Annotated in this window: 20 protein-coding genes, 5 tRNA genes and 1 pseudogene; 11 read left to right on the forward strand and 15 right to left on the reverse strand. The window is 70.0% G+C overall.

Translation table 11 applies throughout. From position 1 onward, the window contains the following. Window positions 1-217: 217 nt before the first annotated feature. Window positions 218-811, reverse strand: a complete 594-nt coding sequence (gene leuD, locus ACYVMZ_RS24295) for a 3-isopropylmalate dehydratase small subunit (RefSeq protein WP_461083054.1) — start codon at window positions 809-811, stop codon at window positions 218-220. 6 nt (window positions 812-817) lie between these two features. Then, window positions 818-2,248 (reverse strand): 3-isopropylmalate dehydratase large subunit, encoded by a 1,431-nt coding sequence (gene leuC, locus ACYVMZ_RS24300; protein WP_461083056.1) that lies wholly within the window; start codon window positions 2,246-2,248, stop codon window positions 818-820. A gap of 198 nt (window positions 2,249-2,446) precedes the next feature. Here leuC and ndgR point away from each other — a divergent pair, with 198 nt between their 5' ends. Further along, the gene (gene ndgR / locus ACYVMZ_RS24305; RefSeq protein ID WP_023546516.1) at window positions 2,447-3,163 is read left to right on the forward strand and encodes an IclR family transcriptional regulator NdgR; all 717 of its coding nucleotides are present in this window, start codon (window positions 2,447-2,449) and stop codon (window positions 3,161-3,163) included. 89 nt (window positions 3,164-3,252) lie between these two features. On the opposite strand, the gene ACYVMZ_RS24310 is transcribed toward ndgR, so the two are convergent. Then, window positions 3,253-3,738, reverse strand: coding sequence for a DUF4188 domain-containing protein (locus ACYVMZ_RS24310; protein WP_461083058.1), 486 nt, complete (start codon window positions 3,736-3,738; stop codon window positions 3,253-3,255). A 109-nt stretch (window positions 3,739-3,847) separates the two neighbouring features. Between ACYVMZ_RS24310 and ACYVMZ_RS24315 the strand changes: the two genes are divergently transcribed. Beyond that, complete coding sequence (locus tag ACYVMZ_RS24315; protein ID WP_461083060.1) at window positions 3,848-4,495, forward strand: MerR family transcriptional regulator; 648 nt, start codon at window positions 3,848-3,850, stop codon at window positions 4,493-4,495. A 70-nt stretch (window positions 4,496-4,565) separates the two neighbouring features. Here ACYVMZ_RS24315 and ACYVMZ_RS24320 read toward each other — a convergent pair. The 6 genes from ACYVMZ_RS24320 to ACYVMZ_RS24345 all read right to left on the reverse strand — a co-directional run bounded on the left by ACYVMZ_RS24320 (window position 4,566) and on the right by ACYVMZ_RS24345 (window position 5,871). Further along, window positions 4,566-4,638 (reverse strand) — tRNA-Glu (locus ACYVMZ_RS24320). Between the two features lie 28 nt (window positions 4,639-4,666). Next, window positions 4,667-4,738 (reverse strand) — tRNA-Gln (locus ACYVMZ_RS24325). Between the two features lie 21 nt (window positions 4,739-4,759). After that, window positions 4,760-4,832: transfer RNA gene (locus ACYVMZ_RS24330), tRNA-Glu, on the reverse strand. 29 nt (window positions 4,833-4,861) lie between these two features. Next, window positions 4,862-4,934, reverse strand: a tRNA-Glu gene (locus tag ACYVMZ_RS24335). 40 nt (window positions 4,935-4,974) lie between these two features. Continuing rightward, window positions 4,975-5,046: transfer RNA gene (locus ACYVMZ_RS24340), tRNA-Gln, on the reverse strand. Between the two features lie 93 nt (window positions 5,047-5,139). Then, window positions 5,140-5,871, reverse strand: coding sequence for an HAD family hydrolase (locus tag ACYVMZ_RS24345; RefSeq protein ID WP_461083062.1), 732 nt, complete (start codon window positions 5,869-5,871; stop codon window positions 5,140-5,142). Window positions 5,872-5,944: 73 nt separating this feature from the next. Between ACYVMZ_RS24345 and ACYVMZ_RS24350 the strand changes: the two genes are divergently transcribed. Next, on the forward strand, window positions 5,945-6,085 hold the full coding sequence (locus ACYVMZ_RS24350) for a hypothetical protein (protein ID WP_461083064.1): 141 nt from the start codon (window positions 5,945-5,947) through the stop codon (window positions 6,083-6,085). Between the two features lie 69 nt (window positions 6,086-6,154). Here ACYVMZ_RS24350 and gltX read toward each other — a convergent pair whose 3' ends face one another. The 3 genes from gltX to ACYVMZ_RS24365 form a co-directional block, all read right to left on the reverse strand. Beyond that, window positions 6,155-7,678: a glutamate--tRNA ligase gene (gltX, locus tag ACYVMZ_RS24355; RefSeq protein ID WP_461083066.1), complete on the reverse strand. Its 1,524-nt coding sequence runs from the start codon at window positions 7,676-7,678 to the stop codon at window positions 6,155-6,157. After that, a complete protein-coding gene (locus ACYVMZ_RS24360) occupies window positions 7,671-8,447 on the reverse strand; it encodes a fumarylacetoacetate hydrolase family protein (protein ID WP_461083068.1) in 777 nt (258 codons plus the stop codon). The genes gltX and ACYVMZ_RS24360 overlap by 8 nt, the downstream gene beginning before the upstream one ends. Window positions 8,448-8,620: 173 nt before the next feature. Next, window positions 8,621-8,809, reverse strand: coding sequence for a hypothetical protein (locus tag ACYVMZ_RS24365; RefSeq protein WP_461083307.1), 189 nt, complete (start codon window positions 8,807-8,809; stop codon window positions 8,621-8,623). A gap of 602 nt (window positions 8,810-9,411) precedes the next feature. Between ACYVMZ_RS24365 and ACYVMZ_RS24370 the strand changes: the two genes are divergently transcribed. The 8 genes from ACYVMZ_RS24370 to ACYVMZ_RS24405 all read left to right on the forward strand — a co-directional run bounded on the left by ACYVMZ_RS24370 (window position 9,412) and on the right by ACYVMZ_RS24405 (window position 19,940). Then, window positions 9,412-13,167 (forward strand): sensor histidine kinase, encoded by a 3,756-nt coding sequence (locus ACYVMZ_RS24370; protein WP_461083070.1) that lies wholly within the window; start codon window positions 9,412-9,414, stop codon window positions 13,165-13,167. 9 nt (window positions 13,168-13,176) lie between these two features. Next, window positions 13,177-13,590 carry a roadblock/LC7 domain-containing protein gene (locus ACYVMZ_RS24375; RefSeq protein ID WP_365671366.1) on the forward strand — a complete coding sequence of 138 codons (414 nt, stop codon included), beginning with the start codon at window positions 13,177-13,179 and terminating at the stop codon, window positions 13,588-13,590. Between the two features lie 112 nt (window positions 13,591-13,702). Next, window positions 13,703-14,098: a DUF742 domain-containing protein gene (locus ACYVMZ_RS24380; protein ID WP_461083072.1), complete on the forward strand. Its 396-nt coding sequence runs from the start codon at window positions 13,703-13,705 to the stop codon at window positions 14,096-14,098. Then, window positions 14,079-14,654: a GTP-binding protein gene (locus ACYVMZ_RS24385; RefSeq protein ID WP_461083074.1), complete on the forward strand. Its 576-nt coding sequence runs from the start codon at window positions 14,079-14,081 to the stop codon at window positions 14,652-14,654. Before ACYVMZ_RS24380 ends, ACYVMZ_RS24385 begins: the two co-directional genes overlap by 20 nt. Before the next feature lie 387 nt (window positions 14,655-15,041). Beyond that, complete coding sequence (locus ACYVMZ_RS24390) at window positions 15,042-18,287, forward strand: sensor histidine kinase (protein WP_461083076.1); 3,246 nt, start codon at window positions 15,042-15,044, stop codon at window positions 18,285-18,287. Between the two features lie 10 nt (window positions 18,288-18,297). Further along, window positions 18,298-18,711, forward strand: coding sequence for a roadblock/LC7 domain-containing protein (locus ACYVMZ_RS24395; protein WP_004983065.1), 414 nt, complete (start codon window positions 18,298-18,300; stop codon window positions 18,709-18,711). A 94-nt stretch (window positions 18,712-18,805) separates the two neighbouring features. Further along, on the forward strand, window positions 18,806-19,378 hold the full coding sequence (locus tag ACYVMZ_RS24400) for a DUF742 domain-containing protein (RefSeq protein ID WP_461083078.1): 573 nt from the start codon (window positions 18,806-18,808) through the stop codon (window positions 19,376-19,378). Beyond that, window positions 19,359-19,940 carry a GTP-binding protein gene (locus ACYVMZ_RS24405; RefSeq protein ID WP_114255509.1) on the forward strand — a complete coding sequence of 194 codons (582 nt, stop codon included), beginning with the start codon at window positions 19,359-19,361 and terminating at the stop codon, window positions 19,938-19,940. The genes ACYVMZ_RS24400 and ACYVMZ_RS24405 overlap by 20 nt, the downstream gene beginning before the upstream one ends. Before the next feature lie 122 nt (window positions 19,941-20,062). Here the strand turns inward: ACYVMZ_RS24405 and ACYVMZ_RS24410 are convergent, their stop codons facing one another. From ACYVMZ_RS24410 to ACYVMZ_RS24420, 3 genes and pseudogenes are all read right to left on the reverse strand, one after another. Further along, entirely contained in the window at window positions 20,063-20,257 is a 195-nt protein-coding gene (locus ACYVMZ_RS24410) for an acyl-CoA carboxylase subunit epsilon (protein WP_461083081.1), read from the reverse strand. A 57-nt stretch (window positions 20,258-20,314) separates the two neighbouring features. Next, window positions 20,315-21,934 (reverse strand): acyl-CoA carboxylase subunit beta, encoded by a 1,620-nt coding sequence (locus tag ACYVMZ_RS24415; protein ID WP_461083083.1) that lies wholly within the window; start codon window positions 21,932-21,934, stop codon window positions 20,315-20,317. Between the two features lie 157 nt (window positions 21,935-22,091). Continuing rightward, window positions 22,092-22,319 (reverse strand): annotated as a pseudogene (locus tag ACYVMZ_RS24420) (hypothetical protein); the annotation flags it as partial. Window positions 22,320-22,394: the final 75 nt, after the last annotated feature.

Genomic DNA, 22,394 nt, shown 5'->3' on the forward strand with positions numbered 1-22,394 from the left:
TGCCGCCTCAAACGGCCTTCCGAGCACCGGCAAAGGCCACGGCTGCACAGCTCGCGTACCCCAACAACCACCGTCGTAACGTGGGAAGTTGAGGACGCTCCGCGCGGCACGCGCGGCCGTTCGGGCGCAGACATGGCTGTACCCCCGATCGGGCTGATCGGGGGTACAGCGGGGGTCTTGAGGTGGCCGAAAGTCGTCTTGCTCTACCGGCTTCGGATCACACCTGGAGGGTCCGCGGCTTGAACGACGGACGCTTCGCCTCGTACGCGGCGATGTCCTCCTCGTTCTGCAGCGTGATCGAGATGTCGTCCAGACCGTTCAGCAGCCGCCAGCGGGCGTTCTCGTCCAGCTCGAAGGAGGCGGTGATGCCCTCGGCGCGCACCTCGCGGGCGACCAGGTCGACGGTGATCTCGGCCTGCGGGTCCTTCTCGGTGATCTCCCACAGCGCGTCCACGATCTTCTGCTCCAGAACCACCGTGAGCAGGCCGTTCTTGAGCGAGTTGCCGCGGAAGATGTCCGCGAAGCGGGAGGAGATCACGGTCTTGAAGCCGTAGTTCTGCAGCGCCCAGACGGCGTGCTCGCGGGAGGAGCCGGTGCCGAAGTCGGGGCCGGCGACCAGGACGGTCGCGCCCTGCCGCTCGGGCTGGTTGAGGATGAACGACGGGTCCTTGCGCCAGGCCTCGAACAGCCCGTCCTCGAACCCGTCCCGCGTGACCTTCTTGAGCCAGTGGGCGGGGATGATCTGGTCCGTGTCGACGTTGCTGCGGCGCAGCGGGACGGCCCGGCCGGTGTGCGTGGTGAATGCTTCCATGACTGATCAGACTCCAGCGGGCGTGGATACGTCGGCGTCGGACAGGTCGGCCGGGGAGGCCAGATGGCCCAGCACGGCTGTGGCGGCTGCGACCTGCGGGGACACGAGGTGCGTACGGCCGCCCTTGCCCTGCCGGCCCTCGAAGTTGCGGTTGGAGGTGGACGCGGAGCGCTCGCCCGGGGCCAGCTGGTCGGGGTTCATGCCCAGACACATCGAGCAGCCCGCGTGCCGCCACTCGGCGCCGGCCTCCTTGAAGACCACGTCGAGGCCCTCGGAGACGGCCTGCAGACCCACCCGCGCGGAGCCCGGGACGACCAGCATCCGTACGCCGTCGGCGACTTTGCGGCCCTGGAGGATCTCGGCGGCGGCGCGCAGGTCCTCGATGCGGCCGTTGGTGCAGGAGCCTACGAAGACGGTGTCCACCTTGATGGAGCGCAGCGGCTGCCCGGCCTCCAACCCCATGTATTCCAGGGCCTTTTCGGCGGCGAGGCGCTCCGAAGCGTCTTCGTACGAAGCGGGGTCGGGGACGGACGCGGAAAGCGGCGCACCCTGGCCGGGGTTGGTGCCCCAGGTGACGAACGGCGACAGCTCGGCGGCCTCGATGACCACCTCGGCGTCGAACTCGGCGTCCTCGTCCGTCTTCAGCGTCTTCCAGTACGCGACGGCCGCGTCCCAGTCCTCGCCCTCGGGGGCGTGCGGGCGGCCCTTGAGGTACTCGAAGGTGGTCTCGTCGGGGGCGATCATGCCCGCGCGGGCGCCGGCCTCGATCGACATGTTGCAGATGGTCATCCGGGCCTCCATCGAGAGCTTCTCGATGGCCTCGCCGCGGTACTCCAGGACGTAGCCCTGGCCGCCGCCCGTGCCGATCTTCGCGATGATCGCCAGGATCAGGTCCTTGGCCGTGACACCCTCGGGCAGTTCGCCGTTGACCGTGATCGCCATGGTCTTCGGGCGGGCCATCGGCAGCGTCTGGGTGGCCAGCACGTGCTCGACCTGGGAGGTGCCGATGCCGAACGCCAGCGCGCCGAAGGCACCGTGCGTGGAGGTGTGCGAGTCGCCGCAGACGACGGTCATGCCGGGCTGGGTCAGACCCAGCTGCGGGCCGACGACGTGGACGACACCCTGCTCGACGTCGCCCAGCGGGTGCAGGCGCACGCCGAAGTCGGCGCAGTTCTTGCGCAGCGTCTCCAGCTGGACCCGGGAGACCGGGTCGGCGATCGGCTTGTCGATGTCGAGGGTCGGGGTGTTGTGGTCCTCGGTCGCGATGGTCAGGTCGAGGCGGCGGACCTGCCGGCCGCTCTTGCGGAGGCCGTCGAAGGCCTGCGGGCTGGTCACCTCGTGCAGCAGGTGCAGATCGATGAAGAGGAGGTCGGGCTCGCCCTCGGCGCGCCGGACGACATGGTCGTCCCAGACCTTCTCCGCGAGTGTCCTACCCATCGCTTTCCCTCCGGCCGGCGAAGACGTGCGCCGACCCAACTAGAGATCTTGAGGAGGCAGGGCCCGCACCCCTGGTTTCCGGGCACCCGCCGCCAGGCCCTTACGTCACGGGCCGCTGTGACTTCGTGTCTTCCAGGGTGGCGCGTTCCACGGAAAATTGAACTTGCGTTTCACAGAGTGAGACGCAAGTATCGTTGCATGGACAACAGTAGCGGCGTCGGCGTTCTGGACAAGGCGGCCCTCGTCCTGAGCGCTCTGGAGTCCGGTCCGGCCACCCTCGCGGGCCTGGTCGGCGCCACCGGACTGGCACGACCCACGGCCCACCGCCTGGCCGTGGCCCTGGAACACCACCGCATGGTGGCGCGCGACATGCAGGGCCGGTTCATCCTCGGCCCTCGCCTGGCAGAACTGGCCGCGGCCGCGGGTGAGGACCGCCTCCTCGCCACCGCCGGCCCGGTGCTCACCCACCTCCGTGACGTCACGGGCGAGAGCGCGCAGCTGTACCGCCGCCAGGGCGACATGCGCATCTGCGTCGCCGCGGCGGAGCGCCTGTCCGGCCTTCGGGACACGGTCCCGGTCGGCTCGACGCTCACGATGAAGGCCGGATCGTCGGCCCAGATCCTGCTCGCCTGGGAGGAGCCCGAGCGGCTGCACCGCGGCCTGCAGGGCGCCCGCTTCACGGCGACGGCCCTGTCGGGCGTACGGCGCCGCGGCTGGGCCCAGTCGATCGGGGAGCGGGAGCCGGGCGTCGCGTCCGTCTCCGCCCCCGTACGCGGCCCCTCGAACCGTGTCGTGGCCGCCGTCTCGGTCTCCGGCCCCATCGAGCGCCTGACCCGCCACCCGGGCCGTATGCACGCCCAGGCCGTGATCGACGCGGCCGCCCGTCTCTCGGAGGCCCTGCGCCGCTCCGGCTGATCCGTCCGCCGGTACGTCAAGGGAAGGGCCGGCCTCAACGCCGCGGCAGGCCCTCCCCCGGCAAGGACGTCGACGAGCAGCGGACGCGCTCAGGAGACCCGGAGCCGGTCGGCCGCCCGCTCGCCCCGGCGGCCGACCGGCACGACCCCGGTGGCCTCGCCCAGGCCGAACTCGGGCATGTTCATGTAGATCGACTCGTAGGACCCGGCCGGCACGACGTACGTCTCGTGCCAGAAGCCGACCTTGCCCCTGCCCTCGCGCAGCCGCCGATTGAAGGCGGCCCAGGCGGGGCGGTGCCTCTTGTCCGGCGCAGACGCGTAGGCGAGGAGCTTCTCCTTCGACTCCCAGTACTGCACCACGTACAGCACGCGCGGCCAGCCCGTCAGGATCTGGTGGCCGAGCAGTCCGCCGCCCTTCTCGCGTGACAGCTCCGCGATCATCGGGCCCATGGCCCGGGCCACCGGCACCCAACTGCGCAGTGCGGTGAAGCTGTTGATGCGCATCCCGATGAGGAAGACGACCACGTCGTCCACGTGCGCGGCGGTCATACGTCCTTCGATCGGCTTGGCACTCATGGCGTCCCCCGCTCCTCGTGTTTCCGACCGCATTGGATAGCAACACTATCCATGCTTGGATAGTGACACTCTCCAATGTCGGGCGCAAGAGGACTGGGGTGCGGAGCGGATGCGGCTGGCGGAGCTGAGCGAGCGCAGCGGGGTGTCCACGGCGACGATCAAGTACTACCTGCGCGAAGGCCTGCTGCATCCCGGACGCCGGGTCACGGCCACGCAGTCCGAGTACGACGAGGGGCACCTGCGACGGCTGCGCCTGGTGAGGGCAATGATTCAAGTGGGACGGATTTCGGTGAACTCGGCCAGGGAGGTGCTCGCCGCCCTGCAGGACGAGACGCTGGACCGGAACGAGCGCCTGGGCACCGCTGTCTGGGCCCTGCCGCACGGCCTGGCGCCGGACCCGGACGACCCGGCCACCGAGGTGGCCAGGCGCATCGCCGACGAGCTCATGGACCGGCTCGGCTGGAGCTGCGGCGACAGGTCCGCGGAGGCGACCTCGCCCGCGTACGGGATGCTGGTGACCGCGATCACCACGCTGTCCCGGCTCGGTTACCCGTGCTCCGCCGGTGACTTGGAGCCGTACGCCCGCGCGATGGAACGGATCGCCGTCACCGACCTGGACGTTGTAGAGCGCTACGGGACACCGGACGAGCAGGTGGAGGCCGCGGTGGCGCTGACCGTGCTGTACGAGCCGGTGCTGCTCAGCCTGCGCCGGCTCGCGGAGGCGGAGGAGTCGCGGCGGCGGTTCGGCCGGAAGTGACCGGTACACAAGACCTGTACGACCGTACACAAGCGGAAGGACCCTCCCGAGGGAGGGTCCTTCCTGTGCGTACCCCCGACCGGATTCGAACCGGCGCTACCGCCTTGAGAGGGCGGCGTGCTAGGCCGCTACACAACGGGGGCGTGGACTCTGCGTTTCCGCAGGTCCGAGCTGGTCTACCTGGACTCGAACCAAGACTAACTGAACCAGAATCAGTCGTGCTGCCAATTACACCATAGACCAATGATGGTTTAGACCAGTCAGTACCCCCGACCGGATTCGAACCGGCGCTACTGCCTTGAGAGGGCAGCGTGCTAGGCCGCTACACAACGGGGGCCCTAGCAGTCCCGAGATGATCGGAACCAGTACCCCCGACCGGATTCGAACCGGCGCTACTGCCTTGAGAGGGCAGCGTGCTAGGCCGCTACACAACGGGGGCTTGCGGATGGAATCCGCGGGTTGCAGATAAGCTCTGCGAGCTGGCCTACCTGGACTCGAACCAAGACTAACGGAACCAGAATCCGTCGTGCTGCCAATTACACCATAGGCCACTGGAACGCAAGCCCCAGAGGGGATCTTGTTCTAGTTCTGCGCTTGGGGGGTTCCGGCCTTCCGGCCCGCTCCCCGGCGGCGCAGGAAGAACATTACCTGAAGGTGGACGGGGCTCCAAAACGAGTATCCGAGCCGAGCAGGGTGGGCAGTTCGGCGAGGGACGCGATGCGGTGCGGCCCGGTCGGGGGCTCGACGGTGGCGTACGCGCCGCCGCGGTCGATCCAGACCGACAGCAGCCCGGCGTCGGCGGCGCCGCGGCCGTCGATCTCCGGGTGGTCGCCGACGTACGCGACCTCGCGCGGGGCGAGGCCGAGTGCGTCACAGGCCGCCAGGAACGCCCCGGCCTCGGGCTTGGAGATGCCGAGCTCGGCGGCGCACAGGATGGCCTCGAAGCGGTCGTGGACGCCGAGGACGCGCAGCTTGCGGTCCTGGACGGTGAGGCTGGAGTTGGACAGCACGGCGTGCCGGTGGCTGGCGGCGAGGGCGTCCAGGACGGGCAGGACGTCCGGGAAGAGGGCCCAGGCGGCCTCGTAGTGGGCGATGTACCGCTCGAACCAGGCGTCGGCCTCGGCGTCGCTCAGCTCCTCGCCCAGGAACACCCGTACGCGGTCGCGCCGCTGGTCCTGGAAGGAGACCTCTCCGGCCGAGAACCGGGCCCACTGCTGGTCGGTGACCTCCCGCCAGCGCCTGATGGCCTGCTCGACGCTCTCGTAGGTGTCCAGCGTTCCCTCGGCGGCCAGATGGGCGCCCATGCCGACGCGGTCCGCGGACGTGTAGTCGAAGAGGGTGTCGTCGACGTCCCAGACCACGGCGCAGATGCACATGATCCGACGGTAGCGGGCGCCCCGTGCTCTCGTCCGTCGGTTTCCGGAGCCCGGCGACGTCGGATGCCGTGACTTGACGAGCGTCTGCGCAAGGCGTACATGGCTCCCGGCGTGGTTCTCGAGCTCCATGGTGGCCGGCGCGATCATGGTCGTTGTCGTCCTGGAGATCTTCGACGAGAGCCACTACCTGGTCGACGAGACCGGCGCTGTCTGACCATGCCGAAGGGGCGGCAGCCGGTGATCCGGTTGCCGCCCCTCACGCGCGCGTGCGTGCGATCGCCCTTTACGCCGCCAGCTTCGCCAGGGCCGCGTCGATGCGGGCCAGCGTCTTGTCCTTGCCCAGGATCTCCAGGGACTCGAACAGCGGCAGGCCGACCGTGCGGCCGGTGACGGCGACGCGGACGGGGGCCTGCGCCTTGCCGAGCTTGAGGCCGTGGGCCTCGCCGGCGGCCAGAACGGCCTCCTTGAGGGACTCGGCGGAGGTCCAGTCGGCCGCCTCGAGCTTCTCGCGGGCCGTGCGCAGCAGGGCGTCGGAGCCCTCCTTCATGGCCTTGTTCCAGGAGGCCTCGTCCTCGGCCGGCTCCGGCAGGAACAGGAAGTCGACGTTGTCCGTGATCTCCGAGAGCACCTTCAGGCGGGTCTGGGCGTGCGGGGCGATCGCCTGCCACTTGGCCTCGTCGAAGGCCTCCGGCGCCCAGGGGGCGAACGGCGGCTGGAGCCACGGGCGGCAGCGCTCGGTGAAGTCCTTCACATCCAGCAGGCGGATGTGGTCGCCGTTGATCGCCTCGCACTTCTTCAGGTCGAAGCGCGCCGGGTTGGGGTTCACCTCCGCGATGTCGAAGGCCTGGACCATCTCGTCCATCGTGAAGACGTCCCGGTCGGCCGAGAGCGACCAGCCAAGGAGGGAGAGGTAGTTGAGCAGGCCCTCCGGGAGGAAGCCGCGCTCCCGGTAGAGGTTCAGGCTCGACTGCGGGTCGCGCTTGGAGAGCTTCTTGTTGCCCTCGCCCATCACATACGGCAGGTGGCCGAACTCCGGGATGCGCTGGGCGATGCCGAGTTCCATCAGCGCCTTGTACAGGGCGATCTGACGGGGCGTCGAGGAGAGCAGGTCCTCGCCGCGCAGGACGTGGGTGATCTCCATCAGGGCGTCGTCGACCGGGTTCACGAGCGTGTAGAGAGGGGCTCCGTTGGCTCGTACGATCCCGTAGTCCGGGACGTTCTCGGGCGTGAACGTCAGCTCGCCGCGGACCAGGTCCGTGAAGGTGATCGTCTCGTCGGGCATGCGGAAGCGGACGATCGGGGTGCGGCCCTCGGCCTCGTAGCGCTCGATCTGCTCGGTGGTCAGCTCGCGGCAGTGGCCGTCGTAGCCGGAGGGCTTTCCGGCGGCGCGGGCGGCCTCGCGGCGGGTGTCCAGCTCCTCCTGGGAGCAGTAGCAGCGGTAGGCGTAGCCGCCGTCGAGGAGCTTCTGGGCGACGTCCTTGTAGAGGTCCATGCGCTGAGACTGGCGGTACGGCGCGTGGGGGCCGCCGACCTCGGGGCCCTCGTCCCAGTCGAAGCCGAGCCAGCGCATCGAGTCGAGCAGCTGCTCGTAGGACTCCTCGGAGTCGCGGGCCGCGTCGGTGTCCTCGATACGGAAGACCAGGGTGCCGCCGTGGTGCCGCGCGAACGCCCAGTTGAACAGGGCGGTGCGGACCAGACCCACGTGGGGGTTACCGGTGGGCGAGGGGCAGAAACGGACGCGTACGGGGGATGGGGGTACCCCCTGCTCGAGCGAAGCCGAGAGCTTGGGGGAGGGTGCGCTAGCCACGCTTGACAACCTTGTTGGTGAGAGTGCCGATGCCTTCGATGGTGACGGCGACCTCGTCGCCGACGTTGAGGGGGCCGACCCCTGCCGGGGTGCCCGTGAGGATCACGTCGCCGGGGAGCAGCGTCATGGCCTCGGAGATGTTGACGATCAGGTCCTCGATGGGGTGGATCATCTCGCTGGTGCGGCCCAGCTGGCGCTGCTGCCCGTTGACCGTGAGCTGGATGGTCAGGTCGGAGGGGTCCAGGTCGGTCTCCACCCAGGGGCCGAGGGGGCAGGAGCTGTCGAAGCCCTTGGCCCGGGCCCACTGCTTCTCGCGCTTCTGGACGTCGCGGGCGGTGATGTCGTTGGCGCAGGTGTAGCCGAAGATCACGTCCTTGACGCGCTCGCGCGGGACCTCGCGGCACATCCGGCCGATCACCACGGCCAGCTCGGCCTCGTGGTGCAGCTCCTCGGAGAAGGGCGGGTACTGGATCTCGTCGCCGGGGCCGATCACCGAGGTGGAGGGCTTGAAGAAGGCGAACGGGGCGTCGGGCACCGCGTTGCCCAGCTCCTTGGCGTGCTCGGCGTAGTTGCGGCCGAAGGCGACGACCTTGTTGGGGAGCACCGGCGGCAGCAGCCTGACCTTGCTCACCGGGACCTTCGTCCCCGAGAGCTCGAAGTCCGCGAACGGGATGCCCTTGATGATGTCCAGGACGAGTTCGTCCTGCTTGTCGCCCTCGATGGCGCCGAAGGCGACGTTCCCGTCGATGGAGAACCTGGCGATGCGCACGGGATGCTTGGCCCCTTGACTGAACTGGCTGGAGTCTGACGCTCCAGGCTAACGCGGGGCGGGGTCCGCGGCCTGCGCATAATGAAGGGCGCCCCCGCTGTCGGGGGCGCCCTCGAAGTCCGTACGCGGCCGTGTTGAGTGCTGCGGCGGCCGCCGCGCGTACTACCCCGTGACTACTGCGCGGCCATGGCCGCGACGGGGACCTCCTGGAGGACGGTGCGCTTGGGGTTGGCGGTCTGGGCGGGGAGCTCGACGGCGTGCTCCGGCTGTTCCGGCGTCTGCAGTTCGTCGGCGTCCTTCAGGTGGGCCAGCGTCGTGCGCCGCGGGTTGGCGATCTTGTGGAACATCGTCGTCGTCTTCACGGTTGTACGAGACCCTGTCGTGTCCGGGCGCCGGGAGGGTCCGGGGACCCCCGCGCGAGCGCGGGTTGTCGGTTTTGCCATCTCTGTAAAGCGTCAGGCTAAACATGCAATTCCCCGGCACCGGCCGGGGGAGGGCAAGATCCGCATGTGAGTTTGCTCACGAATCGACGGGCAAATCGGCCAATCCGGACGCGCGTTCCACCGCTACGAAACGGACATTGACCCTCCGAAGCCACCATTCCGCTCCTGATCATGGCGACTGGGACACCTCTCACCCCTGGGTGATTCGCTGGCATACGTCCGTTATGGACGAGATCACTTTCTACGTCCGGTGACTCATCCCTCACGGGGTGTCACGTATGTCACGGCCTGGACTACGGGCCTTGTTGGAGATCCTGTGCTGTGCTGGAATTCCACGGACCGCCGCAGGATCGAGCCGGCGCACAGGGGGCGCACAGAAGCGCCGAGTGGCGGCGAGAAGGGGGAGCCAGCGCCGGTCACTCACGACCACCACGGGGGCGTATTCAGGGCGCCCCTATGACGCCGACACCGTGCCCCGCCGTTCACGCGGTGGGGTGCCTGGTCCAGAGGTTGCGACGCTAGTGCAGGGACGTTTCAAGAGGGATGGCAGCGCTTCGGCGGAGCCGGAGCCGCACGGCGGGACCGACCGAGGTCCCTCACCCCAGCACGCCCAGAACCCGGGCCCGGCCGCTCCCGGCGACGGCGGTGAGCGCCCCGGGCGCCCCGGCGCGTCGGCACCCACGGGATCCGCGAGCCCGGCACCGGCCGTGAAGCCGCCGAAGGGCCCCTCCGGCCCCGGCTCGCGAATAGCCCTGCGCAACTGGCGCATCTCCACCCGTCTGGTGTCGCTGCTCGCGCTCCCGGTGGTCGCGGCCACCTCGCTGGGCGCGCTGCGCATCAACCAGTCCATGGACGACATCCAGCAGCTCGACAACATGAAGCTGCTGACGGACATGACCAAGCAGGCCACCGAACTGGCCGCCGCGCTCCAGGAGGAGCGCGACCAGTCGGCCGGTCCGCTGGCACACGGCTCCAAGGCCACCGACTTCACGGTCAAGGGCTACCGGGAGCGCACCGACCGGGCGCTGAACAACTTCCTCACCAGCTCCGAGGAGATCGACGACGCGGCCAAGGAGGGCAACCTCCGCGGTGTCCGCGACAGCATCGTCGGCCTGGCGCGCGACCTGAACGACCTCAGCGAGATCCGCAGCACCGCCTACAAGGCCGAGGACAACTCGACGCAGACGGTCGAGGCCTACCACCGTCTGATCACCAACCTGCTGGACCTCTCGCAGGACATGGCGGAGGCCACCAGCAACCCGGACATGATCCAGCGCACGCGCGCCCTGGCGGCCTTCTCCGCCGCCAAGGAGTACGCGTCGGTGCAGCGGGCGGTCCTCGCGGCGGCGCTGCCCGCCAACGACAGGTCCTCCGGCGACCTCTCCGAGAACGACCGGCTCTACGCCGAGTCGGCGCTGGAGAGCCAGAAGTCCGAGATCAACAGCTTCACCAACATCTACGGCGCCGGCGCCGAGGAGCTCCTCAAGCCCATCAACCAGGGCAACCCGACGATCAAGGCGACCGACACCTACGCCGGCCGCGCGCTGCGCAGCGAGGACGGCCTGGCCGGGCTGCAGAAGCGCTCCTACCAGGACTGGCTGGACGACAGCTCCACCAAGATCCAGCAGATGAAGAACATCGAGCACGGGCTGCTCGAGGACATGGAGCAGAAGGCCCGCGAGCTGCGCAGCGCCACCGAGCGCGACGCGATCATCTCCGGTGCGCTGATCCTGCTGGTGCTCGGTGTGTCGCTGGTCGGCGCCTTCGTCGTGGCCCGCTCCATGATCCGCTCGCTGCGCCGCCTGGAGGAGACCGCGACCAGGGTCGCCCAGGACCGGCTGCCCGAGCTGGTCAAGCAGCTGTCCGAGTCCGACCCGCAGGACGTCGACACGTCCGTGGAGTCGGTCGGTGTGCACTCCCGGGACGAGATCGGCCGGGTGGCCGCGGCCTTCGACGACGTGCACCGCGAGGCGGTCCGCCTCGCGGCCGAGCAGGCCCTGCTGCGGGGCAACGTCAACGCGATGTTCACCAACCTCTCGCGCCGCTCCCAGGGTCTGATCCAGCGCCAGCTGTCGCTGATCTCCGAGCTGGAGTCCCGCGAGGCCGACCCGGACCAGCTGTCCTCGCTGTTCAAGCTGGACCACCTCGCCACGCGTATGCGCCGTAACGGTGAGAACCTGCTGGTTCTCGCGGGCGAGGAGCCCGGCCGCCGGTGGACCCGCCCCGTGCCGCTGGTCGACGTGCTGCGTGCCGCCGCCTCCGAGGTGGAGCAGTACGAGCGCATCGAGCTGGCCTCCGTGCCGACCACCGAGGTAGCCGGCCGGGTCGTCAACGACCTCGTGCACCTGCTCGCCGAGCTGCTGGAGAACGCCACCTCGTTCTCCTCGCCGCAGACCAAGGTCAAGGTCACCGGTCACGCGCTGCCCGACGGCCGTGTGCTGATCGAGATCCACGACACCGGTATCGGTCTGTCGCCGGAGGACCTGGCCGCGATCAACGAGCGGCTCGCCTCGCCGCCCACCGTGGACGTGTCGGTCTCCCGCCGCATGGGTCTGTTCGTGGTCGGCCGTCTGTCGCAGCGGCACGGCATCCGCATCCAGCTACGCCCCTCCGACTCCGGTGGTACGACCGCGCTGGTCATGCTGCCCGTCGACGTCGCCCAGGGCGGCAAGAAGCCGCAGCCCAAGCCGGGTCAGCCGGTCGCCGGTGGCGGTCCCGCCGCCGCGCAGGCCCCCGCGGGCGTGGCCGCGGCCCGGCGCCAGGCCGCGGGCGGCCAGGCGGGCGGCGGTGCGCTCGGCGCCGGTGCGCCCGGCGGGGGCCGGCTCGGTGGCGGCCAGGGTCCGCGGGCCGCGCTGCCCGGGCGGGACGGAGGCGGCCGTCCGGGTGCGCCAGGTGGTGCGCGCGGGCCGCAGGGTCCGTCCGGCCAGCCGTCCACGTCGTTCGAGCAGGGCGCGCCCGGCCGCCCGTCCCCCAAGCTCCCCACTTCGTTCGAGCAGGGGGCACCCCCGTCCGCGGGCGGCGGCTTCGGTCAGGCGCCGGGCGCCCCGCAGGGCCTGCAGGCCGCGAACCCGAACGGGCCGCAGGGCCAGGACGCCCTCGCCGGTGGCCGGGGCAACGCCGAGCAGGGCCGTCGTCCGAAGCAGCCGCAGCTGCCGCCGCGCGGCGGTCCGCGGGCCGAGCTGCCGGGCGGCAACCCGCAGCCGCGCGTGCCGAGCTGGAGCGACGAGAACGCGCAGCCGTCGGTGCCGCGCGCCTCGCTGCCCGACGCCCCGCGCGGCCACGAGGAGCCGGACGTCTCCCAGACGGCCCCCATGCCGCGCGTCGACGACCGTCAGGGTCCGGGCTCCACCGCTGAGATCCCTCGGATCGACGACCGCCAGGGCCCCGCCGACTTCGGTGCCACCGGCCCGCAGAACCCGGGCCAGTTCGGCCGTCCCGGCGCGAACGCCCCCGAGAATCCGGGCCAGTTCGTCCGCCCGGACGTCTTCGGCGCTCCGACGGGCCAGAACAACAGCTCAACGACGGGCCAGTTCGCGACCCCGTCGGCGTACGACAACGGCTCCACCGGCCAGTTCCCCGCGCCCGGTCAGGACAACAGCTCGACCGGTCGGCACGCGCTGCCCAGCCGCCCCGGCCCGGCGGACCCCGCAGTCACGGGCGAGTTCGACCACGGGCAGGCCAACGGCGCGCGCGGCTTCGGCGCCCCGCGTCCGCCCGCTCCGCAGCAGCGGCCCGCCCGCCCGGAGCAGGACAACAGGGGTGCCGCGCAGCGGCCCGACGAGCGACGGCCGAGCGACGGTTGGGAACTGCCGCCGGCGTCCGGCCCCGGTGACGGGCGTACGCCGCTGTACGACACGCTGGAGACCAACTGGTTCCACGGCGGCGGCCGGCCGGAGGGACAGCAGAGCAACGGCTCGGCTGCCCCGGCGCCGCAGCAGCCGCAGGCCCCCACGGGCCCGCAGCGGTCGGCCTCGACTTCTTCCACCGCTTGGCGCAGCTCGCCCAACGACGAGCTCGTCCGGCAGGCCGAGCGCGTCCGCCAGCCGGCCGCGGGCGGCGTCACCACCTCCGGTCTGCCGCGCCGCGTACCCCGGGCGAACCTCGTCCCGGGCACGGCTCAGCAGCAGCCTCACCAGAGCGGTCCGCAGGTCTCGCGCGCGCCAGACGACGTGCGTGGCCGGCTGACCAATCTCCGTCGGGGTATCGCACAGGGTCGTCAGGCCGGGTCCACCCAGACCGGCAGCTTCCCACGGCCCACTCACCAGCAGGAGCGTTAGTTGAGCCCGATGAGCCAGGCGGCACAGAACCTCAACTGGTTGATCACCAACTTCGTGGACAACACCCCCGGGGTGTCCCACACCGTCGTCGTGTCCGCCGACGGTCTCCTCCTGGCGATGTCGGAGGGCTTTCCGCGCGACCGCGCCGACCAGCTCGCGGCCGTCGCCTCGGGGCTGACCTCGCTGACCGCCGGGGCGTCCCGGATCTTCGACGGGGGCACGGTGGCCCAGACGGTCGTGGAGATGGAACGGGGGTTCCTCTTCCTCATGTCCGTCTCGGACGGCTCGTCCCTGGCCGTCCTCGCGCACCCGGAATGCGACATCGGCCTCGTCGGCTACGAGATGGCGCTCCTGGTCGACCGCGCGGGCGCGGTGCTCACGCCCGACCTGCGCGCCGAGCTCCAGGGCAGTTTGCTCCACTGATCGGCCCCGGCACCACCCGCCTCACCAAACCACCGTCCGGCCGCCACAATCCCCCCACCGGCCCCGTCAGACGGCTTGACTGACCGACTTGCTGTCCCCGCCCGGAGGATTCATGACCCCGCCCACCACCTCTCATGATCCGTACGCGGAGCCGTACGAGGACGAGGGCGACCAGCCGTTGGTACGGCCGTACGCGATGACCGGCGGCCGGACGAGGCCGCGCTACCAGCTGGCCATCGAGGCACTGATCAGTACGACTGCGGACCCCGCGGCGCTCATGGGACTGCTCCCGGAGCACCAGCGGATCTGCCACCTGTGCCGCGAGGTCAAGTCGGTCGCCGAGGTCTCGGCGCTGCTCAACATGCCGCTGGGCGTGGCCAGGATCCTGGTCGCGGACCTGGCGGAGGCCGGCCTGGTGGCCATCCATCAGCCCGGCGGCGACGAGGCCACCGGCGCACCGGACGTGACACTGCTCGAGAGGGTGCTCAGTGGACTTCGCAAGCTCTGAAGCGGGGCGCTCCACCACGTCCGCGAAGATCGTGGTGGCGGGCGGCTTCGGCGTGGGCAAGACCACGTTCGTCGGCGCCGTCTCGGAGATCAACCCGCTGCGCACGGAGGCCGTCATGACGTCTGCTTCGGCGGGCATCGACGACCTCACCCACACCGGGGACAAGACGACCACGACGGTCGCCATGGACTTCGGTCGTATCACCCTGGACCAGGACCTGATCCTGTACCTGTTCGGCACCCCCGGCCAGGACCGCTTCTGGTTCATGTGGGACGACCTGGTGCGCGGCGCCATCGGCGCGGTCGTCCTCGTCGACACGAGGAGGCTCGCCGACTGCTTCCCCGCCGTCGACTACTTCGAGAACAGCGGCCTGCCGTTCGTCATCGCGCTGAACGGCTTCGACGGGCAGCAGCCCTACACACCGGACGAGGTGCGCGAAGCCCTGCAGATCGGCCCGGACACCCCGATCATCACCACCGACGCCCGGCACCGCTCCGAGGCGAAGAGTGCGCTGATCACGCTGGTCGAGCACGCGCTGATGGCACGGCTGCGGTAACACCCAAATCAGAAGCGTCATACGGCAGTTGTCGTAGATGTCCCGGAGCCGACTGTGTCCTTTGACACGGTCGGCCCCGGTGTTCATAACGTTTCGGCAGAGGAATCTGGTGGTACGGCCACGCGTCGCGCACACCCGGTCTCGCTGCGCGCACAATCACCCCGCCTTTTGGCGGGGCTCGCTCTTTATGACCGTTTTATCTGGGGCTTACAGGTGCGCGCTTCGGCGGTTTCCACTGTTTGGAAGAGCGCTGGTCGACGTGCTGGAATGCCTGAACTGCCCAATAGTCAAAGACGTACTCAGCAGTACTGCGTACTCGATGGTGTGTTGGGCTCTGAGACACTGCGGCACAACGAAGGTGCCGACCGCCGAGAGGTTGTTGGTCGAGTGAGGCGAAGCAAGAACAGTCCCGAGCCGTCGGCCCGGGGCAACTTCACCCCGCCGCCGCGCACAGCGGCGCCCGCCCCCGTGCCCGGTTCGGAGCCAACGGCCGCACCCGCCCCGAGCGGCGGCCGTCTCTCCCCGCGCAACTGGCGGGTGGCGACCAGACTCAACGCGATCCTGCTCATACCCGTGCTGGTCGGTCTCGTCATGGGCGGCTTCCAGGTGAAGAGCTCGATCGACACCTGGCAGGAGGCCGAGGACGCGGAGAACACCGCCCGTCTGGTGCGGGCCGCGCTGGCCTACGGCAACGAACTGCTCGTCGAGCGCGACATCACCGCCGCGCCCCTGCTCCAGGGCAAGGGCCAGAAGGACCCGACGGTCGTCGAGGCCCGCGCGAACACCGACAAGGCGGCCGACGCCTTCGACGAGGCCGTCCAGAACATGCCGGACCGGCCCAACCTGGTGCGGCGCCTGGAGCGCTTCCGTGAGGCGGAGCCGCAGCTGGCGCAGCTGCGCGCGGCCGCCTACACCAACAAGCTCAACGGTGTGGAGACCGAACAGGGCTACGTCGAGGTCGAGCACAGGCTGCTGGAGTTCGCCAACGAGCTCGGTCTGGGCACCGGCAACATCACGAGCTACGGCCGTACCGTCTACGCCATCTCGCTGACCAAGGGCGCGCTCTCCCTGCAGCGCTCCATCGGCATGCACATGCTGATCAAGCCCGGCCCCGACGCCGCGGACCTGGCCAGGCAGCGCGTCGCCCTCTCCTCGTACGCGTACCTGGAGGGCATCGCGATCCAGGAGTACCAGAGCGGCGGCACCGCAGAGGACATCGCCAAGCTGACGGCGGCCGAGAAGCAGATCAAGGCCGACGGCGCGAAGATGGCCCAGGAGGCCAGGGCCAAGGACCCGGACTACGTGCCGCCGCCCTCCAACCCCACCACGATGGTGACGAGGCTCGCCGCGCTGCCGTCCACGGACTCGGGCGAGCGCGCCGCCCTCGCCCAGCAGGGCATCACCGCGCAGAACTGGTGGGCGGTCAACACGCTCAAGTTCAACGCGTACAACAAGATCGAGACCGAGCTGGCCGACACCGCGGTGAACGAGGCCTCGGACATCGCCGACAGCGCCAAGCGCGACGCCATCATCACCGGTGCCGCCGTCGTGGTCGCCCTGCTCGCCGCGTTCATCCTGGCCGGCATGGTGGCCCGTCAGATGAGCCGCGCCATGCGCCAGCTGCGCAACGCCGCCTTCGGCATCGCCGAGCAGCGCCTGCCGATGCTGGTCGACCAGCTCTCCCGCACCGACCCCGGCCGCGTCGACACCCGCGTCGCCCCGATCCCGATCAACACCACCGACGAGATCGGCGAGGTCGCGCGCGCCTTCGACCAGGTCCACCGCGAGGCCGTCCGGCTCGCCTCCGAGCAGGCCCTGCTGCGGGGCAACATCAACGCGATCTTCACCAACCTCTCGCGCCGCAACCAGTCGCTGATCGAGGGCCAGCTGACCCTGATCACCGAGCTGGAGAACAACGAGGCCGACCCGGACCAGCTGGAGAACCTCTTCAAGCTGGACCACCTGGCCACGCGTATGCGCCGCAACGGCGAGAACCTCCTCGTCCTCGCCGGCGAGGAGCCCGGCCGCCGGTGGGACCAGCCGGTGCCGCTGATCGACGTGCTGCGCGCCGCCTCCTCCGAGGTGGAGCAGTACGAGCGCATCGAGCTGTCCGGCGTCCCCGAGTGCGAGATCCACGGCCGGGCCGTGACCGACCTCGTGCACCTGCTCGCCGAGCTGCTGGAGAACGCGACCACGTTCTCCTCGCCGCAGACCAAGGTCCGTGTCACCGCGACCCGGCTGCCCGACGGCCGCGTGATGATCGAGATCCACGACAAGGGCATCGGCCTGACGGCCGAGGACTTCGCGGACATCAACCACAAGCTGGCCAACCCGCCGACCGTGGACGCCGCGATCTCGCAGCGCATGGGCCTGTTCGTGGTCGGCCGGCTGTCCGACCGGCACGGCATCCGCGTCCAGCTGCGCCCCTCGGGCGAGCAGGCCGGTACGACCTCGCTGGTCATGCTCCCGGACGCCATCACCCACGGCGGTGGCGGCGAACAGCAGCCGGGCCACGACGAGTTCACCGTCTCGCAGATCATCCCCGAGCAGAACTTCCAGGGCGAGAACTTCAACCAGCTGCCCATGCGGACGGCCGCGGAGCTCGGCTTCGACGACAGCCGCTACGCCGACGTCCCCGACGACATACGTGAGCTCGACCCCGTCGGCCGCTCGCTGATGCGCGAGGAGCGCCGTGCGGCCCTGGAGGCCCAGGCGCAGAACCCGCAGCCCCAGCAGCACCCGCAGGAGGCCTCCGAGGCGTCCGGCTACGGCGACCAGTTCGCCGGGCCGCAGGGCTACGACCACGGCCAGGGCGGCTACCAGGAGCCCTCCCCCTCGTACGACGGGCAGCCGGCGTACGAGGAGCAGCAGCGGGCGCCGTACGCGGAGCGGCAGCAGCCGTCGTACGAGGAGCAGTACTACGCGCCGAACGGCGGCCTGCCGCAGAACGACGCCTTCTCCTCCAACGGCGGTTACCCCGAGCCCTCCTATGCGGAGCCGGCGCAGGAGGAGCACGCGTCGGCGGGCAGCGCCGCCCAGGAGACCTTCCCGGCCTTCGAGCAGCGCCGCCACCAGGACGACTGGCCGCAGCAGGACGGCTACCAGAACGGCTATCCGTCCGATTACGCTCCCGAAACGGAATCTGCGCAGGCCGCTGACGCGAGCGAGCAGGACCGCGTAGGCTTCGACCGTCCGGGACCGGCCCCCTCCGCAGGGCACGAGCTGACCGACGCCGGGCTTCCCCGTCGCGGAGCCACCGCGAGCGGCGTGAACGGCACGGGCGACGCGCGGCACGTGCGCCAGGAGCCGCCGGCCTCCACCCCGGACAGCAACGGCGACGGCGGCTGGCGCTCGGCGAACGACGAGCGCTGGCAGCAGGCCGCGCAGCTCCGGAAGCCCAAGGCGGGCGGGGTGACCTCCTCCGGCCTGCCGCGGCGGGTACCCAAGGCCAACCTGATCGAGGGTTCCGCCGAAAGCACCTCCCAGGGAGGCCCACAGGTCTCCCGCGCCCCGGAGGACGTCCGGGGCAGGCTGAGCAACCTGCGGCGCGGCGTCCAGCGGGGCCGCAACGCAGGCAGTGAAACGAACGGCCAGGGCTTCGGTCCTGACAGCACCTACAACCAGGAGCGTTAGTGTGAGCCCGATGAGCCAGGCGGCACAGAACCTGAACTGGTTGATCACCAACTTCGTGGACAACACCCCGGGGGTGTCCCACACGGTGGTGGTCTCCGCCGACGGACTCCTTCTGGCGATGTCCGAAGGCTTCCCCCGCGACCGCGCCGACCAGCTCGCGGCCGTCGCCTCCGGTCTGACGTCCCTGACGGCCGGGGCCTCCCGGATCTTCGAGGGCGGCAGCGTCAATCAGACGGTTGTGGAGATGGAGCGGGGATTCCTCTTCATCATGTCCATCTCCGACGGTTCGTCGCTCGCGGTTCTCGCACACCCGGAGGCCGACATCGGTCTCATCGGGTACGAGATGGCCCTTCTGGTGGACCGAGCAGGTACCGTCCTGACACCGGACCTGCGTGCGGAGCTCCAGGGGAGCCTGCTCAACTAACAGACGGACGGTGCGTTTTGGCGTCCCGGGGCCGTAAGGTTTCGGGACGCGGCTCCACAGTGATGGGTGCCAGGCACAGTCGGAGGAGGAGAAAGTGGCAACACCCCCAGGCGGTTCACCTTCGGGCAACTGGTCGTACGGCCCTGCCCAGGGCCCGAACGACGGCTCGGCGAACCGGTACAACTTCCCCTCCGCACCGAGCCACCGGCAGCCGTACGCGCCGCAGGGCCCCGGCCCGTCGCCGTACGACCAGCCGCCGGCACCGCGCATCCAGCCCGTGCAGCCGCAGCGCCGCACCCCAGAGCCGACGCCCGCGGGGGCGTCGAACAACCCGTTGGTGCGTCCGTACGCCATGACCGGCGGCCGGACTCGCCCGCGCTACCAGCTCGCCATCGAGGCGCTGGTGCACACCACCGCGCAGCCGCATCAGATGCAGGGCCAGTTGCCCGAGCATCAGCGGATCTGCAACCTCTGCCGGGAAATCAAGTCGGTAGCCGAGATCTCGGCGCTGCTCACGATCCCTCTCGGCGTGGCCAGGATCCTCGTCGCCGACTTGGCGGAGGCGGGACTGGTCGCCATCCATCAGCCCGGCGGCGACGAGAACGCCGGTGGCCAGCCAGACGTGACACTGCTCGAAAGGGTGCTCAGTGGACTTCGCAAGCTCTAGCGGCGGTCCTTCCCGCTCCACCACCTCCGCGAAGATCGTGGTGGCGGGCGGCTTCGGCGTGGGCAAGACCACGTTCGTCGGCGCCGTCTCGGAGATCAACCCGCTGCGCACGGAGGCCGTCATGACGTCTGCTTCGGCGGGCATCGACGACCTCACCCACACCGGGGACAAGACGACCACGACGGTCGCCATGGACTTCGGTCGTATCACCCTGGACCAGGACCTGATCCTGTACCTGTTCGGCACCCCCGGCCAGGACCGCTTCTGGTTCATGTGGGACGACCTGGTGCGCGGCGCCATCGGCGCGGTCGTCCTCGTCGACACGAGGAGGCTCGCCGACTGCTTCCCCGCCGTCGACTACTTCGAGAACAGCGGCCTGCCGTTCGTCATCGCGCTGAACGGCTTCGACGGGCAGCAGCCCTACACACCGGACGAGGTGCGCGAAGCCCTGCAGATCGGCCCGGACACCCCGATCATCACCACCGACGCCCGGCACCGGGCGGATGCGAAGTCGACGCTGATCACGCTGGTGGAGCACGCGCTGATGGCGCGCCTTCGCTAGCCGTTCGCTGCGGGACAGCCCCCGGCGGCCACTGGGCTGCCGGGGGCTGTCGTGTGCCATTCGGGGCGCCGACGCGAAGAAGGCCCCTCCTTGGCGGAGGGGCCTTCTTCGCGTCGGTGGGGTCAGCGCCAGCTGTGCGGTGCCCGGAAGCCGGGCTCGCGCTCCAGGCGGCGCCAGCCGGCCTTGACGCGGCGGCGGTGGGTGGGGGTCGTCGTGGACGGCTGGGCGGCCGCGCGGGCCAGGAGGATGGCCGTGATGGCGGCGACTTCCTCGGGCTCGGCGTGGCCCTTCTCGACGCGGATGTCAGGGTGGTCCATGAGTGTCAGTCTCCGTGAGAGAGAGGTCCGCGGGGTTGCCGCGATGGGTCCGCCCGGTTACTGGGGCGGGTTGCCGTGCTTGCGGGAGGGCAGGTCGGCGTGCTTGGTCTGCAGCATGGCCAGGGACGTGATGAGCACCTCGCGGGTCTCCGCCGGGTCGATGACGTCGTCGACCAGGCCGCGCTCGGCCGCGTAGTACGGGTGCATCAGCTCGGACTTGTACTCCTTGACCATCTTCTGCCGCATCGCCTCGGGGTCCTCCGCATCGGCGATCTGACGGCGGAAGATGACGTTGGCCGCGCCTTCCGCGCCCATCACGGCGATCTCGTTCGTCGGCCAGGCGAAGGTGAGGTCCGCGCCGATGGACTGGCTGTCCATGACGATGTAGGCGCCGCCGTACGCCTTGCGCAGGATCAGGGAGATCCGGGGGACGGTGGCGTTGCAGTAGGCGTACAGGAGCTTCGCGCCGTGGCGGATGATGCCGCCGTGCTCCTGGTCGACGCCGGGGAGGAACCCGGGGACGTCCAGGAACGTGACGATCGGGATGTTGAAGGCGTCGCACATCTGGACGAAGCGTGCGGCCTTCTCCGACGCCTCGATGTCCAGGACGCCGGCCAGGACCTGCGGCTGGTTGGCGACGATGCCGACGACCTGGCCGTCCATCCGCGCCAGCGCGCAGATGATGTTGCGCGCCCAGCGCTCGTGGACCTCGAGGTACTCGCCGTCGTCGACGATCTCCTCGATGACCTTGGCCATGTCGTACGGGCGGTTGCCGTCCGCCGGGACCAGGTCCAGCAGCACGTCGCTGCGGCGGTCGGCCGGGTCCGCGCACTCCACCCGCGGCGGGTTCTCGCGGTTGTTCTGCGGGAGGAGGGACAGGAGGTACCGGACCTCCGCGATGCACGTCTCCTCGTCGTCGTAGGCGAAGTGGCAGACGCCCGAGGTCTCCGCGTGGACGTCCGCGCCGCCGAGGCCGTTCTGGGTGATCTCCTCACCCGTCACCGCCTTGACCACGTCCGGGCCGGTGATGAACATCTGCGAGGTCTCGCGGACCATGAACACGAAGTCCGTCAGGGCCGGGCTGTACGCCGCGCCGCCCGCGCACGGGCCCAGCATGACGCTGATCTGCGGGATGACGCCGGACGCCTTGGTGTTGCGCTGGAAGATGCCGCCGTAGCCGGCGAGTGCGACCACGCCCTCCTGGATGCGGGCGCCCGCGCCGTCGTTGAGCGACACCAGCGGCGCTCCGGCCGCGATGGCCATGTCCATGATCTTGTGGATCTTCTTGGCGTGGGCCTCGCCCAGCGCGCCGCCGAAGATCCGGAAGTCGTGGGCGTAGACGAAGACCGTACGGCCCTCCACCGTGCCCCAGCCGGTGATCACACCGTCGGTGTACGGCTTCTTGGACTCCAGGCCGAATCCGGTGGCCCGGTGCCGGCGCAGCTGCTCGACCTCCCGGAAGGAACCCGGGTCGAGCAGGAGCTCGATGCGCTCCCGCGCGGTCAGCTTGCCCTTGGCGTGCTGCGCCTGGGTCGCCTTCTCGCTCGGGCCGGCCAGTGCCTGCGCACGGATCTCGTGCAGTTCGGCCACGCGTCCGCGCGCATCGGTCGGCTCGCCCGGGATCTCGCCCGGGGTCTCGCCCTGTGCCTCACCCAGCGCCTCATCCAAAACGGTCATGTAGCGACCTTACGAAGCCCACCAAGGAATGCGAGCCGTCGACTCCTCACAGTCTCCGGGGTGTTTTCCTGGTACCACTGAACAGAACCTCAGCCGCATGCAGCCGTTCTGACTGCTCAGAGGGCCTGTGGCTTGTAGGGGTCGTACAAAGCCGTCGGCTGAGAGTCACCTCACATTCGGGGGTGGCGGATGCCATCTCCGGAGTGACACGGACACTCGGTCGGCGGCCTGTGGACAGGACGTCGGCCGTCTCGTCGGCACGTGGTGCGAAGCGGACCGGCCGGTCCCAGGTGATGTCCAGCGGTTCGCCCGTTCGGGGTGGTTCGCTCACGCAGAGGGTAGCGGTACGGCCCCGGCGGCGGACCAGCACGCTCGCGCCGGATGAGCCGCTGTCCGTGGATGTGGTCGTCGCGCATCACGTGCCGGTCGTCGTTCTTGAGGTAACCGCGGCTGAAAAGGT

This window comes from Streptomyces deserti (assembly GCF_054782695.1).

Bases quoted from the DNA above. Each gene is read 5' to 3' on its own strand.
- leuD (WP_461083054.1), bottom strand. From the start codon at position 811: ATGGAAGCATTCACCACGCACACCGGCCGGGCCGTCCCGCTGCGCCGC.
- leuC (WP_461083056.1), bottom strand. From the start codon at position 2,248: ATGGGTAGGACACTCGCGGAGAAGGTCTGGGACGACCATGTCGTCCGG.
- ndgR (WP_023546516.1), top strand. From the start codon at position 2,447: ATGGACAACAGTAGCGGCGTCGGCGTTCTGGACAAGGCGGCCCTCGTC.
- ACYVMZ_RS24310 (WP_461083058.1), bottom strand. From the start codon at position 3,738: ATGAGTGCCAAGCCGATCGAAGGACGTATGACCGCCGCGCACGTGGAC.
- ACYVMZ_RS24315 (WP_461083060.1), top strand. From the start codon at position 3,848: ATGCGGCTGGCGGAGCTGAGCGAGCGCAGCGGGGTGTCCACGGCGACG.
- ACYVMZ_RS24345 (WP_461083062.1), bottom strand. From the start codon at position 5,871: ATGTGCATCTGCGCCGTGGTCTGGGACGTCGACGACACCCTCTTCGAC.
- ACYVMZ_RS24375 (WP_365671366.1), top strand. From the start codon at position 13,177: ATGAGCCAGGCGGCACAGAACCTCAACTGGTTGATCACCAACTTCGTG.
- ACYVMZ_RS24380 (WP_461083072.1), top strand. From the start codon at position 13,703: ATGACCCCGCCCACCACCTCTCATGATCCGTACGCGGAGCCGTACGAG.
- ACYVMZ_RS24395 (WP_004983065.1), top strand. From the start codon at position 18,298: ATGAGCCAGGCGGCACAGAACCTGAACTGGTTGATCACCAACTTCGTG.
- ACYVMZ_RS24410 (WP_461083081.1), bottom strand. From the start codon at position 20,257: ATGGACCACCCTGACATCCGCGTCGAGAAGGGCCACGCCGAGCCCGAG.
- ACYVMZ_RS24415 (WP_461083083.1), bottom strand. From the start codon at position 21,934: ATGACCGTTTTGGATGAGGCGCTGGGTGAGGCACAGGGCGAGACCCCG.